20 protein-coding genes are annotated in these 26120 nt (G+C 68.8%); 13 read left to right on the forward strand and 7 right to left on the reverse strand.

Annotation, left to right across the window (positions count from 1 at the left end; translation table 11 throughout):
- The first annotated feature begins 26 nt into the window (after nt 1-26).
- The 5 genes from SNE34_RS03945 to efpL all read left to right on the forward strand — a co-directional run bounded on the left by SNE34_RS03945 (nt 27) and on the right by efpL (nt 7108).
- Nucleotides 27-2060 carry an acetyl/propionyl/methylcrotonyl-CoA carboxylase subunit alpha gene (locus SNE34_RS03945; protein ID WP_332614931.1) on the forward strand — a complete coding sequence of 678 codons (2034 nt, stop codon included), beginning with the start codon at nt 27-29 and terminating at the stop codon, nt 2058-2060.
- Nucleotides 2057-2947, forward strand: coding sequence for a hydroxymethylglutaryl-CoA lyase (locus SNE34_RS03950; protein WP_332614934.1), 891 nt, complete (start codon nt 2057-2059; stop codon nt 2945-2947). Before SNE34_RS03945 ends, SNE34_RS03950 begins: the two co-directional genes overlap by 4 nt.
- Complete coding sequence (locus SNE34_RS03955) at nt 2948-5503, forward strand: sensor domain-containing protein (protein WP_332614937.1); 2556 nt, start codon at nt 2948-2950, stop codon at nt 5501-5503.
- A 139-nt stretch (nt 5504-5642) separates the two neighbouring features.
- Nucleotides 5643-6413, forward strand: a complete 771-nt coding sequence (locus tag SNE34_RS03960) for an SDR family NAD(P)-dependent oxidoreductase (RefSeq protein ID WP_332614939.1) — start codon at nt 5643-5645, stop codon at nt 6411-6413.
- Nucleotides 6414-6541: 128 nt separating this feature from the next.
- Nucleotides 6542-7108, forward strand: coding sequence for an elongation factor P-like protein EfpL (gene efpL, locus SNE34_RS03965; protein WP_332614940.1), 567 nt, complete (start codon nt 6542-6544; stop codon nt 7106-7108).
- Between the two features lie 3 nt (nt 7109-7111).
- Here efpL and SNE34_RS03970 read toward each other — a convergent pair whose 3' ends face one another.
- Together SNE34_RS03970 and SNE34_RS03975 are read right to left on the reverse strand one after the other, a co-directional pair.
- Nucleotides 7112-9004 carry a DUF7844 domain-containing protein gene (locus SNE34_RS03970; protein WP_425604460.1) on the reverse strand — a complete coding sequence of 631 codons (1893 nt, stop codon included), beginning with the start codon at nt 9002-9004 and terminating at the stop codon, nt 7112-7114.
- Entirely contained in the window at nt 9004-9324 is a 321-nt protein-coding gene (locus SNE34_RS03975) for a DUF2388 domain-containing protein (RefSeq protein WP_332614944.1), read from the reverse strand. The genes SNE34_RS03970 and SNE34_RS03975 overlap by 1 nt, the downstream gene beginning before the upstream one ends.
- 173 nt (nt 9325-9497) lie before the next feature.
- On the opposite strand from SNE34_RS03975, the gene SNE34_RS03980 reads away from it, so the two are divergent.
- Nucleotides 9498-10766 (forward strand): cation:proton antiporter, encoded by a 1269-nt coding sequence (locus SNE34_RS03980; RefSeq protein ID WP_332614946.1) that lies wholly within the window; start codon nt 9498-9500, stop codon nt 10764-10766.
- A gap of 11 nt (nt 10767-10777) precedes the next feature.
- Here the strand turns inward: SNE34_RS03980 and SNE34_RS03985 are convergent, their stop codons facing one another.
- Nucleotides 10778-12166, reverse strand: a complete 1389-nt coding sequence (locus SNE34_RS03985; protein WP_332614948.1) for an FAD-binding oxidoreductase — start codon at nt 12164-12166, stop codon at nt 10778-10780.
- A 135-nt stretch (nt 12167-12301) separates the two neighbouring features.
- Here SNE34_RS03985 and serA point away from each other — a divergent pair, with 135 nt between their 5' ends.
- On the forward strand, nt 12302-13540 hold the full coding sequence (gene serA, locus SNE34_RS03990) for a phosphoglycerate dehydrogenase (protein ID WP_332614950.1): 1239 nt from the start codon (nt 12302-12304) through the stop codon (nt 13538-13540).
- 4 nt (nt 13541-13544) lie between these two features.
- On the opposite strand, the gene SNE34_RS03995 is transcribed toward serA, so the two are convergent.
- A complete protein-coding gene (locus SNE34_RS03995) occupies nt 13545-14135 on the reverse strand; it encodes an NUDIX hydrolase (RefSeq protein ID WP_332614951.1) in 591 nt (196 codons plus the stop codon).
- 181 nt (nt 14136-14316) lie between these two features.
- Here SNE34_RS03995 and SNE34_RS04000 point away from each other — a divergent pair, with 181 nt between their 5' ends.
- The 5 genes from SNE34_RS04000 (at nt 14317) to mtnC (ending at nt 19094) form a co-directional block, all read left to right on the forward strand.
- Nucleotides 14317-15783: an amino acid permease gene (locus tag SNE34_RS04000; RefSeq protein ID WP_332614953.1), complete on the forward strand. Its 1467-nt coding sequence runs from the start codon at nt 14317-14319 to the stop codon at nt 15781-15783.
- Nucleotides 15784-15789: 6 nt separating this feature from the next.
- The gene (locus SNE34_RS04005; RefSeq protein WP_332614954.1) at nt 15790-17082 is read left to right on the forward strand and encodes an amino acid permease; all 1293 of its coding nucleotides are present in this window, start codon (nt 15790-15792) and stop codon (nt 17080-17082) included.
- Nucleotides 17083-17194: 112 nt separating this feature from the next.
- Nucleotides 17195-17833, forward strand: a complete 639-nt coding sequence (locus SNE34_RS04010; protein WP_332614956.1) for a methylthioribulose 1-phosphate dehydratase — start codon at nt 17195-17197, stop codon at nt 17831-17833.
- Nucleotides 17830-18381 carry a 1,2-dihydroxy-3-keto-5-methylthiopentene dioxygenase gene (locus SNE34_RS04015; RefSeq protein ID WP_332614958.1) on the forward strand — a complete coding sequence of 184 codons (552 nt, stop codon included), beginning with the start codon at nt 17830-17832 and terminating at the stop codon, nt 18379-18381. The genes SNE34_RS04010 and SNE34_RS04015 overlap by 4 nt, the downstream gene beginning before the upstream one ends.
- A 14-nt stretch (nt 18382-18395) precedes the next feature.
- Nucleotides 18396-19094 (forward strand): acireductone synthase, encoded by a 699-nt coding sequence (gene mtnC / locus SNE34_RS04020; RefSeq protein ID WP_332615679.1) that lies wholly within the window; start codon nt 18396-18398, stop codon nt 19092-19094.
- A 58-nt stretch (nt 19095-19152) separates the two neighbouring features.
- On the opposite strand, the gene SNE34_RS04025 is transcribed toward mtnC, so the two are convergent.
- The gene (locus SNE34_RS04025) at nt 19153-20817 is read right to left on the reverse strand and encodes a calcineurin-like phosphoesterase family protein (protein ID WP_332614960.1); all 1665 of its coding nucleotides are present in this window, start codon (nt 20815-20817) and stop codon (nt 19153-19155) included.
- A 126-nt stretch (nt 20818-20943) separates the two neighbouring features.
- Here SNE34_RS04025 and SNE34_RS04030 point away from each other — a divergent pair, with 126 nt between their 5' ends.
- A complete protein-coding gene (locus tag SNE34_RS04030) occupies nt 20944-22815 on the forward strand; it encodes a sensor domain-containing diguanylate cyclase (RefSeq protein WP_332614962.1) in 1872 nt (623 codons plus the stop codon).
- A gap of 20 nt (nt 22816-22835) precedes the next feature.
- Here the strand turns inward: SNE34_RS04030 and SNE34_RS04035 are convergent, their stop codons facing one another.
- Together SNE34_RS04035 and hisS are read right to left on the reverse strand one after the other, a co-directional pair.
- Complete coding sequence (locus tag SNE34_RS04035) at nt 22836-24725, reverse strand: HAL/PAL/TAL family ammonia-lyase (RefSeq protein ID WP_332614964.1); 1890 nt, start codon at nt 24723-24725, stop codon at nt 22836-22838.
- Nucleotides 24722-26113, reverse strand: a complete 1392-nt coding sequence (gene hisS, locus SNE34_RS04040; RefSeq protein WP_332614966.1) for a histidine--tRNA ligase — start codon at nt 26111-26113, stop codon at nt 24722-24724. Before hisS ends, SNE34_RS04035 begins: the two co-directional genes overlap by 4 nt.
- Between the last annotated feature and the right edge of the window lie 7 nt (nt 26114-26120).

Here is a 26120-nt window from a genome sequence, read left to right on the forward strand (position 1 = left end):
GCGCACGCCACCAAGGAAGTTGATTCGTGTTTGAAAAAATCCTGATTGCCAACCGCGGCGAGATCGCCTGCCGGGTCATCCGCAGCTGCCGCGAGCTCGGCATCCGCACCGTCGCGGTCTACTCCGAGGCCGACGCCGGCGCCCAGCACGTGCGCCAGGCCGACGAGGCGCATTGCATCGGCGGTCCGCAGCCGGCCGACAGCTACCTGCGCGGCGAGGCGATCATCGAGGTCGCGCGCCAGACCGGCGCGCAGGCGATCCATCCCGGCTACGGCTTCCTGTCGGAGAACGCCGACTTCGCCGACGCGGTCGAGGCCGCGGGGATCGCCTTCATCGGCCCGAAGGCGGCTTCGATGCGCAAGATGGGCTCCAAGGCAGGCGCCAAGGAGCTGATGCAGGCCGCCGGCGTGCCGGTGGTGCCGGGCTACACCGGCGAAAGCCAGGACCCGGCGCACCTGCATGCCGAGGCCGACAAGGTCGGGTATCCGCTGATGATCAAGGCCGCGCATGGCGGCGGCGGCAAGGGCATGCGGATCGTGCGCGCGAGCGGCGAGTTCCCGGCGTTGCTGGAATCCTGCCAGCGCGAGGCGAAGAACGCCTTCGGCCGCGACCGGGTGCTGTTGGAGCGTTACGTCGAGAAACCCCGCCACATCGAGATCCAGGTGTTCGGCGATACCCACGGCAATGCGATCCACCTGGGCGAGCGCGAGTGCTCGGCCCAGCGGCGTTACCAGAAGGTGCTGGAGGAGTCGCCGTCGCAATTCCTCACCCCCGAGATGCGCGCGGCGATGGGCGCCGCCGCGGTGCAGGCCGCGCGCGCGATCGACTACGTCAATGCCGGCACCGTCGAGTTCATCGTCGGCCGGGACGGGCACTTCTATTTCATGGAGATCAACACCCGCTTGCAGGTCGAACACCCGGTGACCGAATGCGTGACCGGCCTCGACCTGGTCGCGTGGCAGTTGCAGGTCGCGGTCGGGCAGCCGTTGCCGCTGGCGCAGGACCAGATCCGCAGCCACGGCCACGCGATCGAAGTGCGCCTGTACGCCGAAGACCCCGAGGCCGGTTTCCTGCCCGGCTCCGGCAAGCTCGAGCGCCTGCGCCTGCCGACCGCGAGCGAGCACGTGCGGATCGATTCGGGCGTGGTCGAAGGCGACACCGTGACGATCTTCTACGACCCGATGATCGCCAAGCTCATCGTCCACGACATCGACCGCCCGCGCGCCCTCGCCCGCCTGCGCGCGGCGCTCTCGCAGTGCGAGGTCACCGGGCCGAAGTCGAACATCGAATTCCTCGAACGCCTCGCCCGCCATCCGGCCGTGGTCGACGCCAGCATCGATACCGGCTACCTCGACCGCCACCTCGACGAGTTCGTGCCGGCCGCCGAAGCCGGCATCGACACCGACCTGCTATTGGCCGCGACCGTCGCGCGCCTGCTGACCCAGGAGCACGACACCCGCGCACGCGCCGCGGGCTCCGGCGACCCGACTTCGCCGTGGGCCATCGCCGACGGCTGGCGGCTCGGCCACGGCAGCCGCCGCAGCCTCGCCTTCGGCCACCGCGACCAGCGCATCGAGGTGCACGCCAGCGGCAGCGACGGCGACTACCACGTGGAGCTAGCCGACGCGACGGGTGCAAGCAATGTCCACGAAATCAGCGGTGCGCGCCTGCACGACAACCACCTGAGCCTGCGGATCGGCCACCGCGCCCGCGCTTTCACCGTGCTCGATCGCGAGGTCAACCTGCTGGTCCACGACGGCGAACGCCGCCTGCGGCTGCAGCCGCTGGCGATGTATCGTCACGAGCAGGGCGCGGCCGGCGCAGGCGCCGACAACGTGGTCGCACCGATGCCGGGCCGCGTGGTGGTGGTCAAGGCCACCGCCGGCGACACCGTCGAGGTCGGCCAGGAGGTCATGGTGATCGAGGCGATGAAGATGGAGTTGAGCCTGAAGGCGCCACGCGCCGGCACCATCGCCGAGGTCCGCGCGGTCGCCGGCGACTTCGTCGAAGCCGACGCCGTGCTGGTGGCGCTGGCGCAAGTCGAATCGGAGCCGGCATGAACGGCCACGTCCGCATCGTCGAAGTCGGCCCGCGCGACGGCCTGCAGAACGAGAAGACCCTCGTTGCCACCGCCGACAAGGTCGAGCTGATCGACCGGCTCTCGGCCACCGGATTGCAAAGCATCGAGGCGACCAGCTTCGTCAGTCCGAAATGGGTGCCGCAGCTGGCCGACGCCGCGGAGGTCTTTGCCGGCATCACGCGAAAGCCCGGCGTCCATTACCCGGTGCTGGTGCCCAACGAGAAAGGCTACGAGCGTGCGCGCGAGGTCGGGGTCGAGGAGATCGCGGTGTTCACCGCCGCCTCCGAGGCGTTCAACCAGAAGAACATCAACGCCTCGATCGACGAGTCTCTGGCCCGCTTCGCGCCGGTGATGGCGCGGGCGAAAGCCGACGGCGTGCGGGTGCGCGGCTACGTCTCCACCGTGCTTGGCTGCCCGTACCAGGGCGAGGTGCCGCTGGCCGATGTGGTCCGGGTTGCACGTGAGCTGCATGCAATGGGTTGTTACGAAATCTCGCTGGGCGACACCATCGGCATCGGCACGCCCGGCAAGGCTCGGGCGATGCTGAAGGCGGTGGCCGCCGACGTGCCGATGGCCGCGCTGGCCGTGCACTTCCACGACACCTACGGCCAGGCGCTGTCGAACATCCTCGCTTGCCTCGAGGAAGGTGTCGCCGTGGTCGACTCGGCCGTCTCCGGCGTCGGCGGTTGCCCGTACGCGAAGGGCGCCAGCGGCAACGTCGCCAGCGAGGACGTGGTCTACATGCTGCACGGCCTCGGCATCGCGACCGGCATCGACCTCGATCGCCTCGCCGACACCGGCCGCTGGATGGCATCGTTGCTGGGACGCGAGACCGGCAGCAAGGTCGGCAAGGCGCTGGCGGTGTAGATGAGCCGCGAGCGGCCAGCGCAGCGTCCGGGGTCGCCGACCGATACGACGGACGCCGCCGCCACGCTCGCGGCGCTCGAATCGGCCTGCGCCCGCACGGACCTGTCCGCGCAGACACGAGCGCTGCTCGAGCGGGCACGCGACGCACTGGATCAGGCACGCGCCGCCCGCAACTACGCCCAGCAACGCTACCGCGCCCTGTTCGACGCGGTCCCCGACCCTGTCAGCATCATCGCCTGGGACGGCACCGTGCTCGATCTCAACAAGGCCGGCATGGCGGCCTACCGGCGCCCCCGCGAGGAGATCGTCGGGCAACCGATCGAGGTATTGAACCCGGACCTGCCGGTAGGCCACATGGGCCCGGTCCGCGACGCGCTCCGCCGCGGCGACAGCTACGTCATCGAAGTCACCAACATGCGCGCCGATGGCACCCGCTTCCCGGTCGAGGTGCATTCGGCCAACTTCGAACACGAGGGACAGCCGTGCCTGGTCGCGGTGGCGCGCGATCTCAGCGGCCGCGCCGAAGCCGAATCGCGCTATCGCGAACTGACCGAGATGGTCGACAAGGGCGTGATCGTGCGCGGTGCCGACGGCCGCATCCTCTACGCCAATGCCGCCGCGACCGGCCTGCTGGATGCCGAGGTCGGTGCCACCCTCGAAGACGTACTGCGCAGCGGCGACTGGCTGGTGGTTGATGAGGACGGCCGGGTCCTGCGCGAGCCGGAGATGCCGTCGTTCCAGGCCTTGAGCAGCGGGCGCACGGCCAGCGGCCAGATCATCGGTTTCTACAACAAGCGGCAGCGCCGGCTGACCTGGCTGTCGGTGACCTCGGTCCCGCAGTACGCCGCGGGCGCCGACAAGCCGCACAAGGTGTTGTCGGTGTTCAACGACATCACCGAGCTCAAGCGCGACAGCGCGATGTTCGAGCGCGCGCAGGCACTGGCCCATGTCGGCGGCTGGGAATGGGATGCCGGCCACGACCAGCTGTACCTGACCGCGGAGTCCAAGCGCATCCTCGGCCGCGACCCGGCGCCGGACACCATCACCGGCCTGCTCGACGGCCTGGTCGACAACGACCGCCAACGCTTCCGGCACGCGTTGGACCGGGCGATCGCCACCAGTTGTGGCATCGAACTGGAGTTGCGCGGCGTGCGCGGAGACGGCCGGCCGTTCTGGATCCGCGCGACCGGCGAGGCCGACGCCGGCAGCCCCCTCAGCGCCCGGCTGGTTGGCACCTTGCAGGACATCACCGACCGCAAGCAGGCCGAAGACAGCCTGCGCGTGCAGGCGCGCACCGACCCGCTGACCGGCCTGCTCAACCGCGACGCAGTGCGTACCGAGATCGAGACCCGGCTGGCCGATCCGGGCCAGTCGCGGCTGGCGGTGCTGTACATCGATCTGGACCGCTTCAAGATCGTCAACGACGTGCTCGGCCACGCCGCCGGCGACCGCCTGCTGGCCTCGGCCGCGCGCCGGATCCGTCGCGCGGTCGGTGGCGAAGGCGTGATCGCCCGGTTCGGCGGCGACGAGTTCCTGGTGGTCTGTGCGACCGCCGACGATCCCAGTCGTGCGCCGCGGCTGGCCGACGCGATCCTGGAGGCATTCGGCGACAGCTTCCGGCTCGACGGCGAGGAGTTCGCGATCACCGCCAGCATCGGCATCGCCCAGTCGCCCGACGATGGCCACCGTTCGCAACAGCTGATCCAGAGCGCCGACGTCGCCATGTACGACAGCAAGCGCCGTGGCCGCAACGGCTGGCAGGTCTTCACCGCCGAACTGGCCGCGCAGCAGGCCGAGCGCCTGCAACTGGAAACCCAATTGCGCCGCGCGGTCAGCAACAATGAGCTGCACCTGGTCTACCAGCCGCAGGTCGATCTGGCCAGCGGCCGCCTGATCGCCGCGGAAGCGCTGGTGCGCTGGACCAACCCGGCGCTGGGCGACATGCAGCCGAGCCACTTCATCAACCACGCCGAGTCCACCGGCGACATCGTCGGCATCGGCGACTGGGTGTTGACCCGGGCCTGCCGGCAGTTGCGCGAGTGGCGCCGCCAGGGGCTGCCGATCGAACGGGTCGCGGTCAACGTGTCGTACCGGCAATTCATCGGCGAGGACCTGGCCGCGCACGTCCGCGCGGCGCTGAAGGAGTCCGGCCTGCCCGGCAGCGCACTGGAGCTGGAGTTCACCGAGCGGGTGCTGATCGAGGACGAGCCCGACACCCTGCGCACCTTCGCCATCCTGCGCGAACTCGGCGTAGTCCTGACCATCGACGATTTCGGCGAAGGCTACAGCGCCCTCAACTACCTGCGCCGGCTGCCGATCCACGGATTGAAGCTGAGCCAGCTGTTCGTCCAGGGCGTGCCCGACAACACCTCCGATGTGGCCGTCTGCCAGGCCGTCACCGGCATCGCCCGCAGCCTCGGGCTGGGCCTGGTGGCCGAGGGCATCGAAACCGTCGCCCAGCGCGACTACCTGATCGGCCTCGGCGTCAGCGTCGGCCAAGGCTATCTGTTCTCCGCCGGGTTGACCCCCGGGGAAATGCAGCAGCGTTACCTGTAGGAGCGGCTTCAGCCGCGATCTGAAGTTGGCGCGGGCGAACGAGTCCCGATCGCGGCTGAAGCCGCTCCTACAAAGGCGGCGGTTCGCGACGCGACCCCGCCTCCCTTAGAATTCGCCCTTTCCGACCGCAGGACTCCCCATGCAGCTTTCCGATACCCGCGCCATCGTCACCGGCGGCGTTTCCGGCCTCGGCCTCGCGGTCGCCCGGCACCTGGTCAAGCACGGCGGCAAGGTCGCGCTGTTCGATGTCAACGAGGAGAAAGGCGCCGCCGCGGTGGCCGAACTCGGCGATGCCCATGCACGCTTCTGGAAGACCGACGTCAGCGACGAGGCCGGCGTGGTCGCCAATGTCGCCGCTGCGAAGGATTTCCTCGGCGGCCTCAACGTCGCGGTCAACTGCGCCGGCATCCTCGGCGCCGGGCGCGTGCTCGGTCGCGAGGGCGCGATGCCGCTATCGCAGTTCCAGTCGACGGTGATGGTCAACTTGGTCGGCAGCTTCAACGTCGCCAAAGCCGCCGCCGAGCTGATGCAGCACAACGAGGCCGGCACCGACGGCGAGCGCGGCGTGATCGTCAACACCGCCTCGGTCGCCGCCTACGAGGGCCAGATCGGCCAGGCCGCCTACTCGGCATCGAAGGGTGGCGTGGTCGGCATGACCCTGCCGATGGCGCGCGAGCTGGCGCGTTTCGGCATCCGGGTGATGACCGTGGCGCCGGGCGTGTTCTGGACCCCGATGGTCGACGGCATGCCCGAGAGCGTGCAGCAGTCGCTGGCGGCGACCATCCCGTTCCCGTCGCGGCTGGGCCAGCCGGAGGAGTTCGCCGACCTGGTCGCGTACATCCTCGGCAACACCTATCTCAACGGCGAGACGATCCGTCTCGACGGCGCGACGCGGCTGGCGCCGAAGTAGAACCGTCGATCGATCCGGCTTCGTTGTAGGAGCGACGTGAGTCGCGACCCGCCGAACGCTGGAGGCGATGTACAGATCGCGACTCACGTCGCTCCTACACACATGCAGCACCAACATCCGGAAATCGCATGAAAGCTTTCGACGTCAAGAAAGGCAACGTGGTCGAGCACAACAACACCGTCTACCAGGTGCGCGGGATCGAGCGCAGCTCGCCGCAGGGCCGCGGCGGCAACGTCAAGTTCCGCTTCACCCTGTACTCGGTGCCGGGCGGCAACAAGTTCGACCTCAGCCTCGGCGGCGACGACGAGCTCAGGGAAGTCGAGCTGAGCCGGCGCCAGGCCACCTACTCCTACAAGGACGGCGAGTCGTTCGTGTTCCTCGACGACGAGGACTACACCCCGTACACGCTGGATGCCGACGTGGTCGGCGACGACGCCGGCTACATCGTCGACGACCTCGCCGGCTGCTACGTGCAGATCATCGACGACCAGCCGGTCGGGCTGCAGTTGCCGGCCAGCGTCGCGATCGAGGTGGTCGAGACCCCGCCGGAGCTCAAGGGCGGCACCGCGACCAAGCGGCCGAAGCCGGCGCGGCTGTCCACCGGGCTGGAGATCATGGTCCCGGAATACATCGGCAACGGCGAGCGGGTGCTGGTGAGCACCACCAGCGGCGAGTTCGCCGGCCGCGCCGACTGAGGTTCAGGGCAGGCGGAACCCACCGTCCGCCTCGTTCAGGGTGCGCAGGCGCTCGCCGATCATCGCGACGTTGGCCTGCGCGCCTTCCAGCCGGGCGCGCATGTCGGGCGCCAGCAACTCGCGCACCTCGGCGGTGAGTTGTTCGCCCAGGTGGTCGAGCTCGGCGCGCCGACGCGCGCCCTCGGAAGCCAGCCACTGCAACTCCGCGGCCTGCGGCAGGCCGTAGCCGGGCTGCCCTTCCAGCAGTTCGGCCGGGCGACTGAGGAAGCCGCTTTGCCGCAGGACCTCCTGCAGCCGCCGGTCGGCATCGGCGAAACGGGCATCATCGCCGTCGCGGTCGAGATAGCGCCGCTTGAGGTCCTCGCGTGCGAGCAGCAGTTGGCGTCGCCAGGCCGCCTGTTCCAGCAACAGCAGCGCCGCGCTGGCGCGAAGGCCGGCGTCGTCCAGCCACCGGCGCCGCGTCCCGGGCGGTGCTTCCAGCCAGTCCTCGACACTGGCCTGCGGCAACGCCAGTTCGCCACGCGCGATCTCGAACATGGCCTGGAAACGCTCGCGCAACGAATCGAACCGGTAGCCCAGCCGCAACGCTTCGTCGCGATCGTCGAGCACCGAGGTGTCGGCGATGCCTTGCTCGCGCAATTGCTCCATCAGGCCGGTGGGGGTGATGCTGTCAAGCCCGGCGCCGGCCAGACGCGGCACACCGTCATGCAGCAGCTTGAAGGTCTCCACCGCGCAGTTGTTCGTCAGGAAGTAGTAGCGACCGTCGTAACTCCAGTGCAGCTTGGCTGCGCGCGCCAGCAGGCCGGCGACCTCGTCGCGGCGCAATCGCAACGGCACCGAACGCAAGCCGCGCAGTTGGTCCTTGGTGTACTCCTCCACCACCTGCGACAGCGGCAGCACGAACAGCCGCGACGGATACGAGCCGGTCAGCCCGCGCCAGCTGGATAGCTGCACGTCGTCGACGAACGCGCGAAACGACAGCACCAGGTGATGCTGCAGGTCGAGCCGACAATCCGGGCCGCGCGGCCGTCCGGGCGCGCAGACCACCAATCGCAGCATGCCGTGGCCCCAGCGGCTCATGAGGCGGTCGTTGCCCTCGGCGAGCAGGTAGTCGACCTGGTAGACGCGATCGGGATCGAGCATGCCGACGACGGGCGCGCCGGGATCGTCCGAGGGGTCCAGGAAGGGGTAGCCGCGGGCGCAATCGTCGTGCGGCGGCAATGCGTCGAGGCGCGTGCCGAACCAGCGATACAGGGCCGGCCGCCGGCAGGCGTAGGCCGGGTCGAGCAGGAAGTATTCGAGGTTGACGGCGACGAACTCCTCCGGGTCGGTGAGTTCGTACGGGTCGGGACTGCGGTCGACGAACCGGTTGTCGGCGAGCCGCGCGCGGCGTTTCACCTTGACCTGCCAGCCGGCCAGGTCGAGCAGGCGCGGATCGTCCGACAGCCGTTGCCGGCGATCGAGAAAGTGACCCAGTTCGTGCAGCACTGTCGCCAGCAGCTCCGGGCGCTGGCTGCGATGCGCGCCCTCGCTGCGGACGGTTGTCGCGCTGCCGTCGGCCAGTGCCGGCAGCAATCGCTTGTTGAGCAGCAGGTCGTCGCGTCGGGCGCGCCCGTAGGACGCGTGCGGCAGCGCCTCACTCCAGCGCACCCGGATGTTTCGATCCAGCTCCGCCTTGAAGCGCGGCGGCAAACGCGCCTGCGCGTCGTCGAGCAGGCGCTGGCTGGCGTCGACCTGCGCCGGCGTCAGCCCTTCAGCGTCGAGCCGCAGTTGCAGCCCGGCCGACGCAGAAGCGGGCGCCGGGGCCGGCGATCGCAGGCTCGCGCATCCTGTCCCGAACAGCAGCAGCGCGCCGAGCCCGAGCCAACCGGCCCACGCGCGGCGACGGGCGGATATCACGGCGTCAGGATGGCTCGCGCGAGTTCGACGTCGCTGAGCTCGCGCGCCGTGGGCAGGCGCTCGCGAACGTGCACGAACGCCGCCTCCAGGTGCGCGCCACGGATCGCTCCGTCACTGGCGACGAAACTGGCGGCGTCATCGCGGGCGGCCAGCACCACCTTGTCATCGCTGAACGAGCCGCTGGTACCGGATGTGCCGTCCGAGATCGAGCCGACGGATTCGCTGACCGCGTCGGAGATGGTGTAGAAGGTCGACGCCGACGCCGCGGTGGACAGGCCGAACAGCGCGGCGACGGCAAGCAGGCGAAATTGGGTCATCGAACCGGATCCTGTGATGGGGGTGGGTAACGCGGTGGACAGCGTACCGTCGCCGACCGGCATCCGCATGACCGGACCGCACAAGTCGCGGCACCGTTGGGGATGCCGTTCAGGCGCAGTCGCCGGCCGCGCGTGCCGCCGCATTCACACAGCCGCCGGGACACTGGCGGGTCATGGATCCCTACAAACTGCTGCTCGCGGTCACCGGGCTCGCGCTGATCGGCGCGACGTGGTTACCGCACCTGCTCAAGCGCCATCCGGTCACCTTCCCGATGATCTACGTGACCCTCGGCATCGTGCTGTATGCGCTGCCGCTGCAGTTGCCCGATCCCGACCCGTTCGAATACCGCCTCGCCACCGAGCGCCTGACCGAACTGGTGGTGCTGGTGGCGCTGGTCGGCGCCGGCCTTCGCCTCGACACCCCGTTCGGGTGGCGGCGCTGGAGCGTCACCTGGCGGCTGCTGGCGATCACCATGCCGCTGTGCATCCTCGCCGCGGCATGGCTCGGCCAGCTCTTGCTCGGGCTTAGCCTGGCATCGGCGCTACTGCTGGGCGCGGTGCTGGCACCGACCGATCCGGTGTTGGCCTCCGACGTGCAGGTCGGCGGTCCGGACGAGGGCCGGGAGGACGCGGTGCGCTTCGGCCTGACCTCCGAGGCCGGGCTCAACGACGGCCTGGCGTTCCCGTTCGTCTGGCTGGCGATCGCCGTGGCCGCGCTGACCTCGGGAACCGCCGAGCCGCACTGGTTCGCCGCATGGCTGTGGCGCGATGTCGCCTGGCGCGTCGTGGGCGGCGTGCTGGTCGGCTGGCTGGTCGGCTACGGCCTGATGTGGCTGATCTTCCGCACCCGCAGCCAGCACAGCCTGTCGCGCACCAGCGACGGCCTGGCCGCGCTGGCGATCACCCTGTTCGTCTACGGCGTCGCCGAGCTGTGCCACGTCTACGGCTTCCTCGCGGTGTTCGTCGCCGCGGTGGTGATCCGGCAGCACGAACGCTCGCACCGCTACCACGGCACCCTCAACCTGTTCGCCGAACAATGCGAGCGGTTGCTGACAGCGCTGCTGCTGATCCTGCTCGGCGGTACCGTCGCGATCGGCGTGCTCGGACCGTTGCAACTGGTCGACATCGCGTTCTCGCTCGCCTTCGTGCTGCTGGTCCGGCCGCTGGCCGGCGCCCTCGCCCTCGTGCGCAGCCCGCTGGCCGGCCGCGAACGGTGGATGGTCAGCCTGTTCGGTATCCGCGGGATGGGTTCGTTCTATTACCTCGCGTTCGCGCTGAACCACGGCCAGTTCGACCAGCACCCGCGGTTGTGGGCGATCGTGACCCTGGTGGTCCTGCTGTCGATCGCGCTGCACGGGATGTTCGCCACCGGCGCGATGGCCCGGCTGGACCTGTGGCGGGCGCGGCGAGGCAGGCGGCGACACAAGGTCCGGGCCTACTGAAGCCCCGGCGCTCAGCGATCCAGCAGCTTGCCCGGGTTCATGATGCCGTTGGGATCGAGCACCCGCGCGATCCCGCGCATGATCGCGATCTCGGCGCCGCTGCGGGTGCCCTCGAGGTATGCCTTCTTGACCAGGCCGATGCCGTGTTCGGCCGAGATACTGCCGCCGTGGCGCGCCAGCGTGTCCGCCAACAACCGGGTCACGGATTCGCATTGCCCGACGAAATCGGCCGCTTCCAGTGCCTCCGGCTTGAGCACGTTGATATGCAGGTTGCCGTCGCCGATGTGGCCGAACCAGACCACCTCGAACTGCGGGTACTCGCGCGCCAGCAGTGCCTGCGCCTCGGCCAGGAACGCCGGCATCGCCGAGACCCGCACCGACACGTCGTTCTTGTACGGCGCGTGGCGCGCCAGGCTCTCGGTGATGCCCTCGCGCAGGCGCCACAGCTGCGCGGCCTGGGCGTCGCTCTGGCTGATCACGCCGTCGCTGACCAGTCCGGCATCGAGGCAATGCTCGAACGCCGCCAGCGCGGCGGCCTCGTGCGCCCCGTCGCCCGCGGCGAACTCGGCGACCACGTAGTAAGGATGCACCTCGTCGAACGGCGCCTGCGCGCCATGCGCGAGCACGTGCCGCAACGCGCGGTCGGTGAAGAATTCGAAGGCTTCCAGTTGCAGCCGCTCGCGGAACGCGGCGAACACCTGCATCAACCCTTCGAACGACGGCAATGCCAGCAGCATCACATTGGTCGGGGGCGCCGGCTCGGCCAGCCGCAGGGTCGCCTCGACCACGATCCCGAGGGTACCTTCGGAACCGATCAGCAGATGCCGCAGGTCGTAACCGCTGGAGTTCTTCAGCAGGCCGCGGTTGAGTTCGAGCAGGTCGCCGGCGCCGGTGACGACGGTCAACCCGGCGATCCACTCGCGCGTATTGCCGTAGCGGATCACCCGGATGCCGCCGGCGTTGGTGGCGATGTTGCCGCCGATGGTGCAGGAGCCGCGCGCACCGAAATCGACCGGATATTGCAGCCCGTGTTCGCGCGCGGCGTCGTGCACGGCCTGCAGCGCGATGCCGGCCTGCACGGTGAGGCTGCGGTCGACCGGGTCGAAGGCGAGCACGCGGTTCATCCGCTCCAGGCTGACCACCAGCTCGCCATTGGCCGCGACCGCGCCGCCGGACAGGCCGGTGCGGCCGCCGGACGGCACGATCGCGATGTCGTGTTCGTTGGCCCAGCGCACCAGCGCCTGCACCTCGCCGATGCTGGCAGGCAAGGCGATCGCCAGCGGCGCCGGGGTCCAGCGTCGGGTCCAGTCGCAGCCGTAATGCTCCAGGTCGGATCGCTCGGTGGTGAGCCGGAGTCCCGGAGCGGCGGCAAGCAGGGCGTCGAAGCGCGGGTCGGTCATCGGTGGATTGTCGCGAGGGGAAGCGCGAGCGTGCCAGTGGTGCGGGCCGCACGTCCAGTGGTGCGGCGCAGCAAACCGTGCGCGTTTCTGCGATATTCGTCGTCTCCACTTTCCACCCTCCAGCGACCGCCTGCCGTGGCCAAGAAAACGTCCTACCCCAAGAGCGACATCCGCGTGCTGCTGCTGGAAGGCGTCAGCCAGAACGCCGTCGATACCTTCCGCGAAGCCGGCTATTCGCAGATCGAGGTCCACGACAAGTCGCTGCCGGAGGACGAACTCAAGCGCCGGATCGCCGAGGCGCACATCATCGGCATCCGCTCGCGCACCCAACTGACCGCCGAGATGCTGGCGGAGGCGCGCCGGCTGATCGCGATCGGCTGCTTCTGCATCGGCACCAGCCAGGTCGACCTCGACGCCGCCGAACTGCTCGGCATCCCGGTGTTCAACGCGCCTTATTCCAACACCCGCAGCGTCGCCGAGCTGGTGGTCGCCGAGGCGATCATGCTGATGCGCGGAATCCCGCAGAAGAGCGCGCAATGCCACCGCGGCGGCTGGTCGAAGTCGGCCGCCGGCAGCCACGAGGTCCGCGGCAAGACGATCGGAATCGTCGGCTACGGCCACATCGGCACCCAGGTCGGCCTGATCGCCGAGGCGCTGGGGATGCGGGTGGTCTTCCACGACATCGAGGCCAAGCTGTCGCTCGGCAATGCCCATGCCGCGGCCGGCCTCGACGACCTGCTGGCGCAAAGCGACGTGGTGACCCTGCACGTGCCGGAAACCCCGGCCACCCGCGACATGATCGGCGCCTCGCAGATCGCGTCGATGCGCCCGGGCGCGCACCTGATCAACGCCTCGCGCGGCAAGGTGGTCGACATCGATGCGCTTGCCGGAGCGTTGCAATCCGGCCAGTTGGGCGGTGCGGCGGTGGATGTGTTCCCGGTCGAACCGAAGGCCAATGGCGACCTGTTCGAGTCGCCGCTGGTCGGCCTCGACAACGTGATCCTGACCCCGCACATCGGCGGCAGCACGCTGGAGGCGCAGGACAACATCGGCCTGGAGGTCGCCGCCAAGCTGGTGCGCTACAGCGACAACGGCTCGACCCTGTCGGCGGTCAACTTCCCCGAGGTCACCCTGCCCGGCCACGAAGGCAGCCTGCGCCTGCTGCACATCCATCGCAACGTGCCGGGCATGCTGTCGCGGGTCAACGAGATCTTCTCGCAGGCCGGGGTCAACATCGACGGCCAGTTCCTGCGCACCCACCCGAACGTCGGCTACGTGGTGATCGACGTGGCCGCGACCGATGCGCAGGCGGTGCAGTTGAAGGAGCAGCTCGCGGCCATTCCCGGAACCCTGCGGACGCGCAGCCTGGTCTGAACCGCTACGCGTGCCGCAACCACTTGCGCGCCATCCGTCGCAGCGACGGGTCGGCGTCGGGATGGTCCGCGATCGCGTCTATGTCGCGCCAGGCCAGGTCGAGCGATTCGGCGCTGACGACGAAATCCTCGCGTGTGCCGGCGCGCACCACGTAGCGCGCGTCGTAATGCCAGTGGCCCGGCACCTCGGCGCGCGCCGGGATCCAGTGGCGGTCGAGATCGAACAGATCGCCCTCCAGTACCAGTCCAACCAGCCCCGACTCCTCCTCGGCTTCGCGCAGCGCCACCCGCGACAGGTCGCGGTCGCCATCGGCATGGCCGCCCAACTGCAGCCAGCGGTCGAGCTTGCGGTGATGGGTCAACAGCACCCGCTCGCCGCTGCGGTCGACCAGCCAGCTCGACGCGGTCAGGTGTCCGGCGAGGCGCTCGCGGCGGTAGGGATCGTCGGCGAGCACATCGCGCGAGGCGTCAGCGGCGCGCAGGCCCAGCAGTTCCTCGAAACGCGCGACGACTTCGGCCTCCGATGGCCAACGGTGTCGGTACTCGAGCAACTGGTCGGCCAGGTAGCGGCCATCGAAGGTCGTGGTCGATTGCATACGTGGAAGTATGTTCCAGCGCGATACGGAAGCGCGATCCCACCGGACCGGGATCGCCCGATTGTGACGGCGTTATCACCGCTTGCCGGTCGTTTCGTCGCTGGGGTATTGTCGGGCGTTGCTTCGCGTACCACGCACCGCGGCCGACCATTCGTCGCCGACAACTCAACTGGGGATCCGGATGTTCAAGAACCTGTTAGCCACCAAGCCGATCGCACCGGCCGGCCACGTCGATGCGGGCGAGCCGTTCGAGGGCAGCCTGGACGGTGAGCCCACGCTCAAGCGCACCCTCACCGGCACCCAGCTGATCATGCTCGGCATCGGTGCGGTGATCGGCGCCGGCATCTTCGTGCTGACCGGACAGGCCGCGGCCGAGTACGCCGGCCCGGCGGTGATGATCAGCTTCATCCTCGCCGGCATCGCCTGCGCCTTCGCCGGCCTGTGCTACGCCGAGTTCGCGGCGATGCTGCCAGTCTCGGGCAGTGCCTACTCCTACTCCTATGCGACCCTCGGCGAAGGCGTGGCCTGGTTCATCGGCTGGTGCCTGGTGCTCGAATACCTGTTCGCGTCCTCGACCGTCGCGGTCGGCTGGTCGGGCTACCTCAACGCGTTCCTGAGCAACTTCGACCTGGCCTTGCCGACGGCATTGGCCAGCGCGCCGTTCGCCTATGAGAACGGCGAGTTCCTGCACACCGGAGGCATCGTCAACCTGCCGGCGGTGCTGATCATCGCCGCGGTCAGCGCGGTGGGTTATGTCGGCATCACCCAGTCGGCGTTCGTCAACTCGATCATCGTCGCGATCAAGGTCTCGGTGATCGTGCTGTTCATCGCCTTCGGCATCCAGTACATCGACCCGGCGAACTGGCAGCCGTTCATCCCGCCGAGCGAGGGCGGCAACACCTACGGCGTGGCCGGCGTGCTGCGCGCGGCATCGGTGGTCTTCTTCGCCTACATCGGCTTCGACGCGGTCTCCACCGCCGCCGGCGAGGCCAAGAACCCGCAGAAAGACATGCCGATCGGTATCCTCGGTTCGCTGGCGGTCTGCACCGTGCTGTACATCGTCATGTGCGGCGTGCTCACCGGCATGATGGACTTCCGACTGCTCGGCACGCCCGAGCCGGTGTCGACCGCGCTCAACAACTATCCGGCGCTGGGCTGGCTGCAGACCCTGGTCGAACTGGCCGCGATCGCCGGCCTGTCATCTGTCATCCTGGTCATGCTGATGGCGCAACCGCGCATCTTCTACAGCATGGCGCGCGACGGCCTGATGCCGAAGCTGTTCGGCAAGGTCCACCGCAAGTACCACACCCCGTACATCGGCACCGTCATCGTCGGCATCGTTGCCGCCGCGCTGGCCGGGTTGATGCCGCTGGGCCTGCTCGGCGACATCGTGTCGATGGGCACCCTCCTGGCCTTCGCGACCGTCTGCGCCGGCGTGATGGTGCTGCGCTTCACCAAGCCCGACCTGCACCGTCCGTTCCGGGTGCCGATGGCGATGGTGATCTGCCCGCTCGGCGTGGTGTCGTGCCTGTACCTGTTCTCGCTGCCGTTCGCCGAGCACTGGCACCTGCTGATCGGCTGGATCATCATCGGCGCGCTGATCTATGCGCTCTATGGCTACCGCCACAGCAAGCTGCGCAACGCGTAACCGGCGATGAGCACGCGCAAGATCGGTCCGGTGCTGGCCACCTTCGTGGTGGCCAACAACATGATCGGCTCGGGGTTCTTCCTGCTGCCGGCCACCCTCGCCACGTCCGGCGCGGTCACCGTGTTCAGCTGGGTGATCGGCACCGCGCTGGCACTGATGCTGGGCGGCGCGTTCGCGCGCCTGGCCCGCCACTACCCCGAACTGCAATCGGCCGACGACTACGTGCGGCCGTCGCTGGGGCGTGATGTCAGTTTCCTGGCCTCGTCGCTGTACTGGGTGTCGTCGTGGATCGGCAACAACGCGATCGCGGTGGCGGCGTTCGGCTACCTGGTCATGCTGCTGCCGCTGGACGGCGACGTTCCGATGGTCCAGGTCGGCGGCCAGATCGCGCTGATCTGGCTGATGTTCGCGCTCAACCTGCTGGGCCCGCGCCCGGTGGCGAAATTCCAGTCGTTCTGCGTGGTATTCGGACTGGTGCCGGTGGCGGTGGTGTTGTTGTTCGGCTGGGGGCATTTCGACCGCGGCATCTACGATGCGGCCTGGAATGTCACGGCCGACTCCGATGCCTCGGTGGTATTCGGCTCGCTGGGGGCGATCTTCTGGGCCTTCGTCGGCCTGGAAACCGGCGCGATGATTGCCGGCCTGGTGCGCGATCCGGACCGCGACGTGCCGATCGCGACGGTAGGCGGAATCCTGATCGCCGGCCTTGTCTATGTCGTGTCCTCGGTACTGGTGATGGGCATCGTGCCGGCGGAAGAGCTGGCCGCGTCGAGTGCGCCATTCATGCTGGTCGCGGCCGAGATATTCGGACCGTGGGCCGCGATCGCGATCGCCGCGGCGGCCGCGCTCAAGGCCACCGGCACCCTCGGTGGCTGGATGCTGGTGACCGGCGAGACCGGTGCGCAGGCTTCCCGCCGCGGCTTTCTGCCGGCCATCTTCGGCCGCACGAGTTCGCGCGGCGCGGCCGCGTGGGGCCTGCTGATCATCGCCGCGGCGATGAGCGTGATCGCGATCCTGACCCTGTCGCCCAATGTGTCCGGGCAGTTCGGCACCATCATCGGCGTCGTGGTCAACCTGGTGGTCCTCGCCTACGCCGCTGCCGGCCTGAGCCTGGTGATCGGCACCCGCGAACGTCGTCCGAGCACCAGCGATCGCCTGCTCGGCCTCGGTGCCCTGGTCGCCTGCGGCCTGCTGTTGTGGTCGACGTCCGGGGAAATGCTGCTTGGCCTGGTATTGGCGATGGCGGCGGCCTGGGTGCTGTTCCGGTTGTTCGGCCGCAAGCGCCTGCAGCCGGCCTGAGTTCCACCCGGCGGTCGATCTGGAAAACGGCGCGGGCAAACCGCGCCGTTTTTCCTTTTGCGGCGCAGAAAATGCCCACATCCGCACCGCGCGGCATTGCTAAACTCGCCCCATGAGCACAGCCCTGCCCTACGACCCGCAACAGCTGAAGCACCGCGCAGGCGAGATCATCGTCAACGTGCGCGAGCTGGCCGCCGCTGGCTGGACCCCGGCGACCAGCAGCAACTTCTCGACCCGGCTCGACGACCGCCATGTCGCCATCACCGTATCGGGCGGCGACAAGGGTCGTCTGACCGAAGCCGACATCATGGTGGTCGACCTCGACGGCCAGCCGGTCGCCACCGACCAGCGGCCTTCGGCCGAGACGCTGCTGCACACCCAGCTGTACTCGCGCTTCGCCGAGATCGGCTGCGTGCTGCACACCCATTCACGCAACCAGACCGTCGCCTCGCGGCTGTTCGCCGGCACTGGCCACGTCCACCTGGAAGGTTACGAGCTGCTCAAGGCCTTCACCGGCAACAACACCCACGAAACCGCGATCGAACTGCCGGTACTGCCCAACAGCCAGGACATGCACACCCTCGCCGCCCAGGTCGACGCCCTGCTCGACCGCCAATGCATGTGGGGCTACCTGATCGACGGCCACGGCCTGTATGCCTGGGGCCGCGACATGGCCGAGGCGCGACGCCACCTGGAGGCGTTCGAGTTTCTGCTCGGCTGCGAACTGGAACTGAGGAAGCTGCACCGATGAGCCGCCTGCGGATTTTCGCCGACAACGAGCCCGGCACGGCATTGCTGTCCACCGGCAACCACGCCGCGATGGCACGCGAGTTGGCGCCGATCGGCGTCGGCTTCGAGCAATGGCAGGCCAGCGCCGCGGTCACCCCGGGCGACAGCCCGGAGTCGATCATGGACGCCTATCGCGCCGACATCGACCGCCTGGTCGCCGAGCGCGGCTTCAAAAGCGTGGATGTGGTCAGCATCGCCCCGGACAACCCCAACCGCGAGCAGATGCGCGCCAAGTTCCTCGACGAACACTTCCACAAGGAAGACGAGGTCCGCTTCTTCGTCGCCGGCTCGGGCCTGTTCACCCTGCACGTCGGCGACAAGGTCTACGAGATCCTGTGCGAGGCCGGCGACCTGGTGTCGGTGCCCGACGGCACCACCCACTGGTTCGACATGGGGCCGGAGCCGAGCTTCGTCGCGATCCGGTTCTTCACCGAGCCTGACGGCTGGGTCGGCCACTTCACCGGCACCGACATCGCCCGGCTATTCCCGCGCTACGAGCCCGGGGCATGAACAGCGTGCCGCCGATGACCCGCGCGATCCTCACCGATATCGAAGGCACCACCAGCAGCATCTCGTTCGTCAAGGACGTGCTGTTCCCGTATGCGCGGCGTGCGCTGCCCGGTTTCGTCCGCGCGCGCGGCAACGATCCGGCCGTACGCAAATGGCTGGATGCGGTCGCGGCCGAGAACGGCGCCATGTGCCGCGACGAGATGGTCGTCGAGGTGCTGCAGGGCTGGATCGACCAGGACCGCAAGCACACCGCGCTGAAAGCGTTGCAGGGCATGATCTGGGCAGCCGGCTACGACAGTGCCGACTTCACCGCGCACATCTACCCGGATGCCGCCCCCGCACTGCAGAGCTGGCACGACGCCGGGCTGCCGCTGTACGTTTACTCCTCCGGCAGCGTGCCGGCGCAGCGGCTGTTCTTCGGCCACAGCGACGCCGGCGATCTCACCGGGTTGTTCTCCGGCTGGTTCGATACCGAGGTCGGCGGCAAGCGCGAGGCCGGAAGCTATCGCCGGATCGCCGAGTCGATCGGCCTGCCGGGAGGAGAGATCCTGTTCCTTTCGGACGTGGTCGAGGAGCTCGATGCCGCTCGCGAAGCTGGGCTCGACACCGTGCTGGTCGACCGCCGCGACGACTATCCGCAAGCGCGCACCGGTGATGCCGCCAATGGCCATCGCCGGATCGAGTCGTTCGCCGACATCGCCGTCGGCGGCTGAGTCCAAGCGACGCGGCACAACGCCTGCGGGCCCCACCGCGATCGCGGATTTCCTGCCGCTATTCGTTCGCCTCGGCCAACCGATAGCGGGTCGAGGCGCGCTGCTCGCCCTGCCAGCGGTCGAACGCGCGCACCTCGACCCGGTGCTCGCCGATGGCCAGGTCGGTCGGCAATGCACCGCGCCACAGATGGGTCGATGGCTGCGCCTCCGGGGCTCGGTCGTAACCGCGCAGGGCCGTGGCCGCATCGTCGCGGGCGTTCTCGGCAAGCAGTCGCGGGTCCGGGCGCAGGCTGCGCTCCATGGCCTGCCACGGCCCGTCGTCGATTCGGTACTCGACCCGGGTGTCGACCATGCCCATGAACACGTTGGCGTAGACCGCGGCCGCCGGATAGGCGCCGTGGCGCAGCACCCTGGGGGCATGCAGCGCCATCGCCCGGGTCATCGCGGGGTCGTTGGCAGGCCGCGCCGCGACGGGCCGGATCGCGTCGTCGTCGGCCAACCCCGCCGGATGCCAGGCGAGGTCGTAGTCGCCGCCGCCACGCACGGTCAGCAGCGCGTAGCCGTTCGGGGTGCCGTCGGCCATGGTCGCGTCGGGAATGCCGTCCTCGCCCTCCACTCCCGACCAGAACGCCCCGCTGGCGGCGCCGACGTTGTATTCGTGCAGCGGCTGCGCGCCATGCCAACCATTGTCGGCTCCGTGGAAAACATGCCGCTGGGTGTGGCTATGACCGCTGAGCAGCAGCACGTGCGGGAAATCGTCCAGCAGCGCGAACAGGCGCTCGCGGTCGGCATCGCGGAAGCTGTCGCGGCCGCTCGCCTCGAACAACGGGATATGCACCGCGACCACCAGCAACCGGTCCTTCGGCGCCGTCGGCAGGTAGGCTTCCAGGAAAGCGAACTGGTCCTCGCGCAGGCCGCCGATATAGGCCGGTTTCCGGCCCGGCCGATAGACCACGTCGTCGAGCACGATGACGTTGGCTTCCTGCTCCTCCCAGGCAAACGTGTCGGGGCCGTAGGTGTTGCGGAAGGTCAACAGGGATTCGGCATCGCCGCCCGCATCGAGATCCAGGTCGTGGTTGCCCGGTGCATGCAGCCAGGGCGTCACGGCAGTGGCGGTCACCGCGTTCAATGCCGGGTAAAGCGACAGGTCGTCGTCGACCACGTCACCCAGGGTGATGCCGAACTCGGCCGGTGCGCCTTCGGAGATGTAGCGCTCCCGCAGCGAGTCGATGATGTCGCGGGCGTAATAGCCGACGTCGGCCACCGACTTGACCTGGGGATCGGCGAACAAGGCGACCCGCAACTCGCCCGGATTCCGGAGGACATTGACGTCGATCCGGCCCAGCGCGAAGTCCCTGCAGGCCACCGGCTCCACCGGAATGCCGCCGTATTTCAGCGCCGGCCCGGGCACGGTGCGGACGTTGCGCCAGTAGTCGGGAAGCCCATTGTCGCGGCGCGCGGCCTCGTAACCGGCGGGCTTGATCAGGAAGCTGCTGCGGCCGTCGACCACCGGCAGCGCGTATCGCCCGTCGGCGTCGGTCACGACCAGTTGCACGCCGTCGGACAGCCTGGCGCCGGCGATGCCAGGTTCACCCTGGTCGCGCACACCGTCGGCGTCGAGGTCCTCGAATACCGTGCCGCTGTTGCAGGGCGCAGACGCGTGGGCCGGCCCGCCCGGAACGTCCAGCAGCAGGACGGCGAACAGCAGGAGCGATCTCGGCATGGGCGCGGCAGCGGCGAAGGGACCGGAAGCGTAGCAGCGCGGGCGGTCGCGGCGCCGCGCCTTGGCTGCAGTACACTCCGGCGGACGGCGGCTGAAGGATTCAGCGGGGACGTACGGGAGTACGCGATGGGTTGCAAGCAGGTGGGGGTTTGCCTCGGTCTGGTGCTGATGTTGGCGCTTGCCTCCGGCTGGGTACGGGCCCAACCGGCTCCCGCGGCCGCGGCCACGCCGACAGGCACGCTGGAACTGGCGATCGACACCTCGCAGGCGGAGCTCACGCCCCACGTCGCCTACTACCATGACATCTCCGGCAACAAGGACATCTCCGAGATCCGCCAGCACCTCCAGCGGGGTGACTTCAGCGCCCTGCCGGATGGCAGCACCGCGTTCGGGTTCCAGCCGGGGGCCTACTGGTTCCACGCCCGACTGCTCAACCGCAACCCGCTTGAGCCACGCTGGCTGCTGGTCCAGAACTATCCGCTGAGCGATCACCTCGACGTCCATACCGTCTACCCCGACGGCAACGTCCGCCGGCATTCCGGTGGCGACACGTTGCCGTTCGACGCGCGCAGCATCCGCTACCGGATGCCCAACTTCTGGCTGCACCTGCCGCCGAACGAGCCGGTCGACCTGCTGCTGCGGGTGCAGAGCGAAAGCTCGATGCAGGTGCCGCTGGCGGTCTACACCCCGGCCGCCTTCGCCGAAGTCGCGCGCGATGCGCAGTTCGGCATCGGCATCTATTACGGGATCCTGCTGGCGCTGTTCGTCTACAACCTGGTGCTGTGGCTGAAGCTGCGCGATGCCAGCTACTTCTGGTACCTGTTCCATATCTCGGCGTTCGGGCTGGTGCTGTTCACCCTCAACGGACTGGGCTTCGAGTACCTGTGGCCCAACTCGACCTGGCTGGCCGACAAGTCCGTGCCGCTGTCGATCTGCCTGGCCCAGATTGGCATGCAGCAATTCGCCCGGTATTTCCTCGAACTGCGGCGGCGCTGGCGCTTCGGCGATCGCGTCGGGCTGGGGATGATCGCGTTCTTCGTCGTGCTCGGCATCGCCTCGACCCAACTGCCGTACCGGATCTCGACCCCGCTGGCCGCGGCCGCGGTGTTCATCAGCATCGCCTGGATCGCGATCGAGGCGGTGGTGGTGATGCTCCGCGGCTACAAGCCGGCACGGCTGTTCCTGCTGGCCTGGGGCATGTTCCTGTTCGGCACCGCCATGTTTACCGCGGTGGCGTTCGGGCTGCTGCCGAAGAATTTCGCCACTGCCTACGGGGTGCAGCTCGGCTCGGCGCTGGAGATGCTGCTGCTGTCGATCGCGCTGGGCTACCGTTATGCCGCGCTGCGCAACGAAAACGAGCGCATCGTACGCGAGGCCAAGCAGCAGCTGGAACTCAAGGTCGAGCAGCGCACCTCCGAGTTGCGCAACGCGCTCGGGCAGCTCGGCGATGCCCATGCTCGGCTGCGCGAATCGAGCCAGCGCGACGGCCTGACCGGCCTGCATACGCGGGTGCATTTCCTCGAACGCTTCGAACACCTGATGGCGCAGTCGCGCAGCCAGGGCCAGCCGCTGTCGTTGCTGATGATCGACCTGGACCACTTCAAGCAGATCAACGACCGCCACGGCCATCTTGTCGGCGACGAGTGCCTGCGCTGGGCGGCCCATTCGATCGGCCAGTCGTTGCGCGCCTACGGGGCGCTGCTGGCGCGGTTCGGCGGCGAGGAGTTCGTGGTCGGCCTGCCGGGGATGGATCGGCACGCCGCCACCACGGTCGCCGAGAACCTGCGCCAGCACCTGTGCGACGAACCGTGCCGAAGCGGTGGCCACGAGGTCGTGATCACCGCCAGCATCGGCGTGTACCAGCTCGACAACGACCCGGCCGGCAGCGTCGAGGCCGCGCTGCAACACGCCGACGATGCCCTATACCGGGCCAAGGCCGATGGCCGCGACTGCGTGCGTGCGGCCGATGTCGACCGCGACACCGTGGCCGTGCCGTAAGTCGAAACCCGAAGCGGGCCTCAGGCCAGTCGTGCGGCCGCCAGCACCTCGCCGTCGACCACCAGTCGCACCGCCGCGGCGACCTCGCCGTCCAGCGCGCGGTCGCGCTGCAGGAACGGGATCCGTGCCCGGATCGCGGCGTGCGCGGCAGCGACCGCGCGACCCGGCCGGAACTCGTCGGCTTCGGCCAACTCGACCCGCAGCGCCTCGACTTCGGCGAGGAAGCCGGCATGCTCGGCGCTGTCCGGTCGCGGGCCACCCTGGACTTTCTCGGCCAGCGCCGCCGCATCGCCACGATCGGCCAGGTCGCGCGCCGCGTTGATCATGTCGCGTCGCAGGTCGAGTGCCTGCGCGGCGGTGTACAGCTCAAGGCCCAGCACCTTGCCGAGGTCGTCGGCCATCGCCAGCACGTGGCGCGCTTCGTTGGCGCCCATCGACACGTGGTCCTCGGCGTTGGCGCTGGTCGGGATCGAGTACACCGACGCCGGGTGCGCGCGGCTGGCGAGGTCGTTGACGATCGCCGCGGCGGTGTACTGCACGATCATGAAGCCCGACTCGGTCGAATCCTCGTTGCCGATCAGGAACCCCGGCAGGCCGTCGTTGGTAGCCGGATCCACCAGCTTGTTGAGGCGCCGCTCGGAGATCGACGCCAGCACCGGGATCGCCGCCTTGACGTAGCTCATCACCAGCGCCAGCGGCATGCCGTGGAAGTGGCCGGCGGAGATCACCTGCTGCTCGACGTGCTCCTTGTCGGCGTCGGGGAACACGATTGGGTTGTCGGTCAACGCGTTGAGTTCGACCTCCAGCACCCGTGCGGCCTGCGCGACCGCGTCGCGTACCGCGCCGTGGACCTGCGGGATGCAACGCAGCGAGTAGCTGTCCTGCGGCTGGTGCTTCTTGCCGCCACGGAACGGACGGAAGCGGGTGTAGAACTTCTCGCGACCGTGGCGCTGGTTGAACGACACCCAGTTCCAGCCGATGTCGAAGCGCAGCGCCTGCGATTCTGCCGTATCCCAGCTTTGCGGCGACCACGGCTTGAAGCTCGGCACCAGGTGGTATGGGATGTCGGCCAGGGTCGAGCCATCGAGCAGGCGACGCAGGTGCTCGGCCACCTCGACCTGCCCCGGGTGCGGCCGCAGCGCATGCACTTCCTCGGCGAACGCGCCGAGCCGGCCGGCGAACGCGTCAATGGTCATCGCCGCGGCGAGGTCGGCGGTATCGAGCAGATCCTCGAGTTTCGACAACGCCAGCACGCCACAGGCCAGCATCTGCGCGGTGCCGTTGTTGAGGGCGAGGCCTTCCTTGTACGACAGCACGACCGGCTGCAGGCCCGCGCGTTGCAGCGCGTCGGCACCACTGACCCGCTCGCCCTGGTAGAACGCCTCACCGCCGCCGAGCAGCACGATCGCCAAGTGTGAGAGCGGCGCGAGGTCGCCAGATGCGCCGACCGACCCGAGCTGCGGCACCACCGGCACGATCCCGGCGTTGAGCATCGCCACCAGCGCCTGCAGGGTGCCGACACGGATCCCGGAGTGGCCGCGCATCAGGGTGTTGATGCGGATGCACAGCATCGCCCGGACCACGTCGGACGCGAACGGCTCGCCCACGCAGACGGCATGGGTGACGATCAGGTTGCGCTGCAACTCCTCGTGCAGGGTCTCGTCGGAGCGCGCTTCGCCCGGCAACTGCTCACGCAGGCGATGCGCGCCGAGCAGGCGGTCGGCATTGCTGCCGAAGCCCGTGGACACGCCATAGATCGGCTCCTCGCGGCGAACCTGCTCGGCGAGGAACTCGGCGGCACGCGCAACCGCGGGCAACTGCTCCGCGGCCAGTTCGACCTGCGCGCCATGGGCCACCGCGACCAGTTGCGCGCGGGTCAGGGAACGGCCATCGAGACGGACCGGCTTCATCGCTGCACCTCCACCTGCGGCTGGGCCAGTTCGACCCGCAACGCCCTGGCCAACTCGGCCCGCGCGACTTCGAACTGGTCGGCGCGGCGCAGGTCCTTGACCGTGACCGTTCCCTTGCCGATCTCGTCCTCACCCAGCACCACGACGAAGCGGATGCCGGCGCGGTCGGCGTACTTGAACTGCTTGGCCAGCTTCGACGACTCCATCACCACCTCGGTATTCAGGCCGGCCTGGCGCAGCTCGCTGGCGATCGCCAGGCAATGCGGCAGGTGCGCGGCGTCCATCTGGGTCACCAGCACCTGCACTGTGCTCGCGCCGGTGTCGACCAGCCCGGCCTCGCGCAATTGCCAGAACAGGCGGGTCAGGCCGATCGAGATGCCGACACCCGGCAGCTTCGACTTGCTGTAGTGGCTGGCGAGGTCGTCGTAGCGTCCACCGGAGCAGATCGAACCGATCTGCGGATACTCATCCAGCGTGGTCTCGTAGACGGTGCCGGTGTAGTAGTCCAGGCCGCGCGCGATCGAGAAGTTGAGCGCGTAGTCGGCCTCGGGCACGCCGAGCGCGCGGACCAGTTCGAGCACCTCGCGCAGCTCGGCCACGCCGTCGCGCAGGGACTCGTTGCCCTCCCCCAACCCTTCAAGCTGCGCCAGCGCATCCGCGTGCGAGGTCGAGCGCACCTCGACGAACGCCATGATCGCCGCCACCGCCGTCGCATCGAGGCCGAAGCCCTCGCCGGTCAGTGTGTCGCGTACGTGGTCGGCGCCGCGCTTGTCGAGCTTGTCGACCTCGCGCAGCACCCGCGCCTGCAATTCGCCGTCGGCCACGCCCTGGGCCTCGAAGAAGCCGCGCAGCAGCTTGCGGTTGTTGAGCTGGATGGTGAACTTGCCGATCGCCAGCTCCGAGAACACCGCGTGCACCACCGCCGGGATCTCGGCGTCGAAGCGCACGCTCAGCGCGTCCTTGCCGACCACGTCGATGTCGCACTGGTAGAACTCGCGGAAGCGGCCGCGCTGGGCGCGTTCGCCGCGGTAGACCCGCTGCATCTGGTAGCGCCGGAACGGGAACGCGAGGTCGTGCTCGTGCTCGGCGACATAGCGCGCCAGCGGCACGGTGAGGTCGAAGCGCAGGGCCATCTCGGGCAGCCCATCGCCGGCCTTCTCCAGCGCCCCGGTCGACTGCACGAAGTACACCTGGCGCTCGGTCTCGCCGCCGGACTTGGTCAGCAGCACCTCCGACAGCTCCATCACCGGGGTCTCCACCGGCAGGAAGCCGAACCGCTCGAAATTGCGGCGGATCGTGTCCAGCATCCGCTGGAAGGCGATCTGGTCGGGGGGCAGCAATTCCATGACCCCGGGCGGGGTACGCGGCTTGATCGGCGACTTGTTCAAGAACGGG

This window comes from Novilysobacter erysipheiresistens (assembly GCF_036663935.1).
Classification (GTDB): domain Bacteria; phylum Pseudomonadota; class Gammaproteobacteria; order Xanthomonadales; family Xanthomonadaceae; genus Novilysobacter; species Novilysobacter erysipheiresistens.

Bases quoted from the DNA above. Each gene is read 5' to 3' on its own strand.
- SNE34_RS03950 (WP_332614934.1), top strand. From the start codon at position 2,057: ATGAACGGCCACGTCCGCATCGTCGAAGTCGGCCCGCGCGACGGCCTG.
- SNE34_RS03955 (WP_332614937.1), top strand. From the start codon at position 2,948: ATGAGCCGCGAGCGGCCAGCGCAGCGTCCGGGGTCGCCGACCGATACG.
- SNE34_RS03960 (WP_332614939.1), top strand. From the start codon at position 5,643: ATGCAGCTTTCCGATACCCGCGCCATCGTCACCGGCGGCGTTTCCGGC.
- efpL (WP_332614940.1), top strand. From the start codon at position 6,542: ATGAAAGCTTTCGACGTCAAGAAAGGCAACGTGGTCGAGCACAACAAC.
- SNE34_RS03975 (WP_332614944.1), bottom strand. From the start codon at position 9,324: ATGACCCAATTTCGCCTGCTTGCCGTCGCCGCGCTGTTCGGCCTGTCC.
- SNE34_RS03980 (WP_332614946.1), top strand. From the start codon at position 9,498: ATGGATCCCTACAAACTGCTGCTCGCGGTCACCGGGCTCGCGCTGATC.
- SNE34_RS03985 (WP_332614948.1), bottom strand. From the start codon at position 12,166: ATGACCGACCCGCGCTTCGACGCCCTGCTTGCCGCCGCTCCGGGACTC.
- SNE34_RS03995 (WP_332614951.1), bottom strand. From the start codon at position 14,135: ATGCAATCGACCACGACCTTCGATGGCCGCTACCTGGCCGACCAGTTG.
- SNE34_RS04000 (WP_332614953.1), top strand. From the start codon at position 14,317: ATGTTCAAGAACCTGTTAGCCACCAAGCCGATCGCACCGGCCGGCCAC.
- SNE34_RS04005 (WP_332614954.1), top strand. From the start codon at position 15,790: ATGAGCACGCGCAAGATCGGTCCGGTGCTGGCCACCTTCGTGGTGGCC.
- SNE34_RS04010 (WP_332614956.1), top strand. From the start codon at position 17,195: ATGAGCACAGCCCTGCCCTACGACCCGCAACAGCTGAAGCACCGCGCA.
- SNE34_RS04015 (WP_332614958.1), top strand. From the start codon at position 17,830: ATGAGCCGCCTGCGGATTTTCGCCGACAACGAGCCCGGCACGGCATTG.
- mtnC (WP_332615679.1), top strand. From the start codon at position 18,396: ATGACCCGCGCGATCCTCACCGATATCGAAGGCACCACCAGCAGCATC.
- SNE34_RS04025 (WP_332614960.1), bottom strand. From the start codon at position 20,817: ATGCCGAGATCGCTCCTGCTGTTCGCCGTCCTGCTGCTGGACGTTCCG.
- SNE34_RS04030 (WP_332614962.1), top strand. From the start codon at position 20,944: ATGGGTTGCAAGCAGGTGGGGGTTTGCCTCGGTCTGGTGCTGATGTTG.
- SNE34_RS04035 (WP_332614964.1), bottom strand. From the start codon at position 24,725: ATGAAGCCGGTCCGTCTCGATGGCCGTTCCCTGACCCGCGCGCAACTG.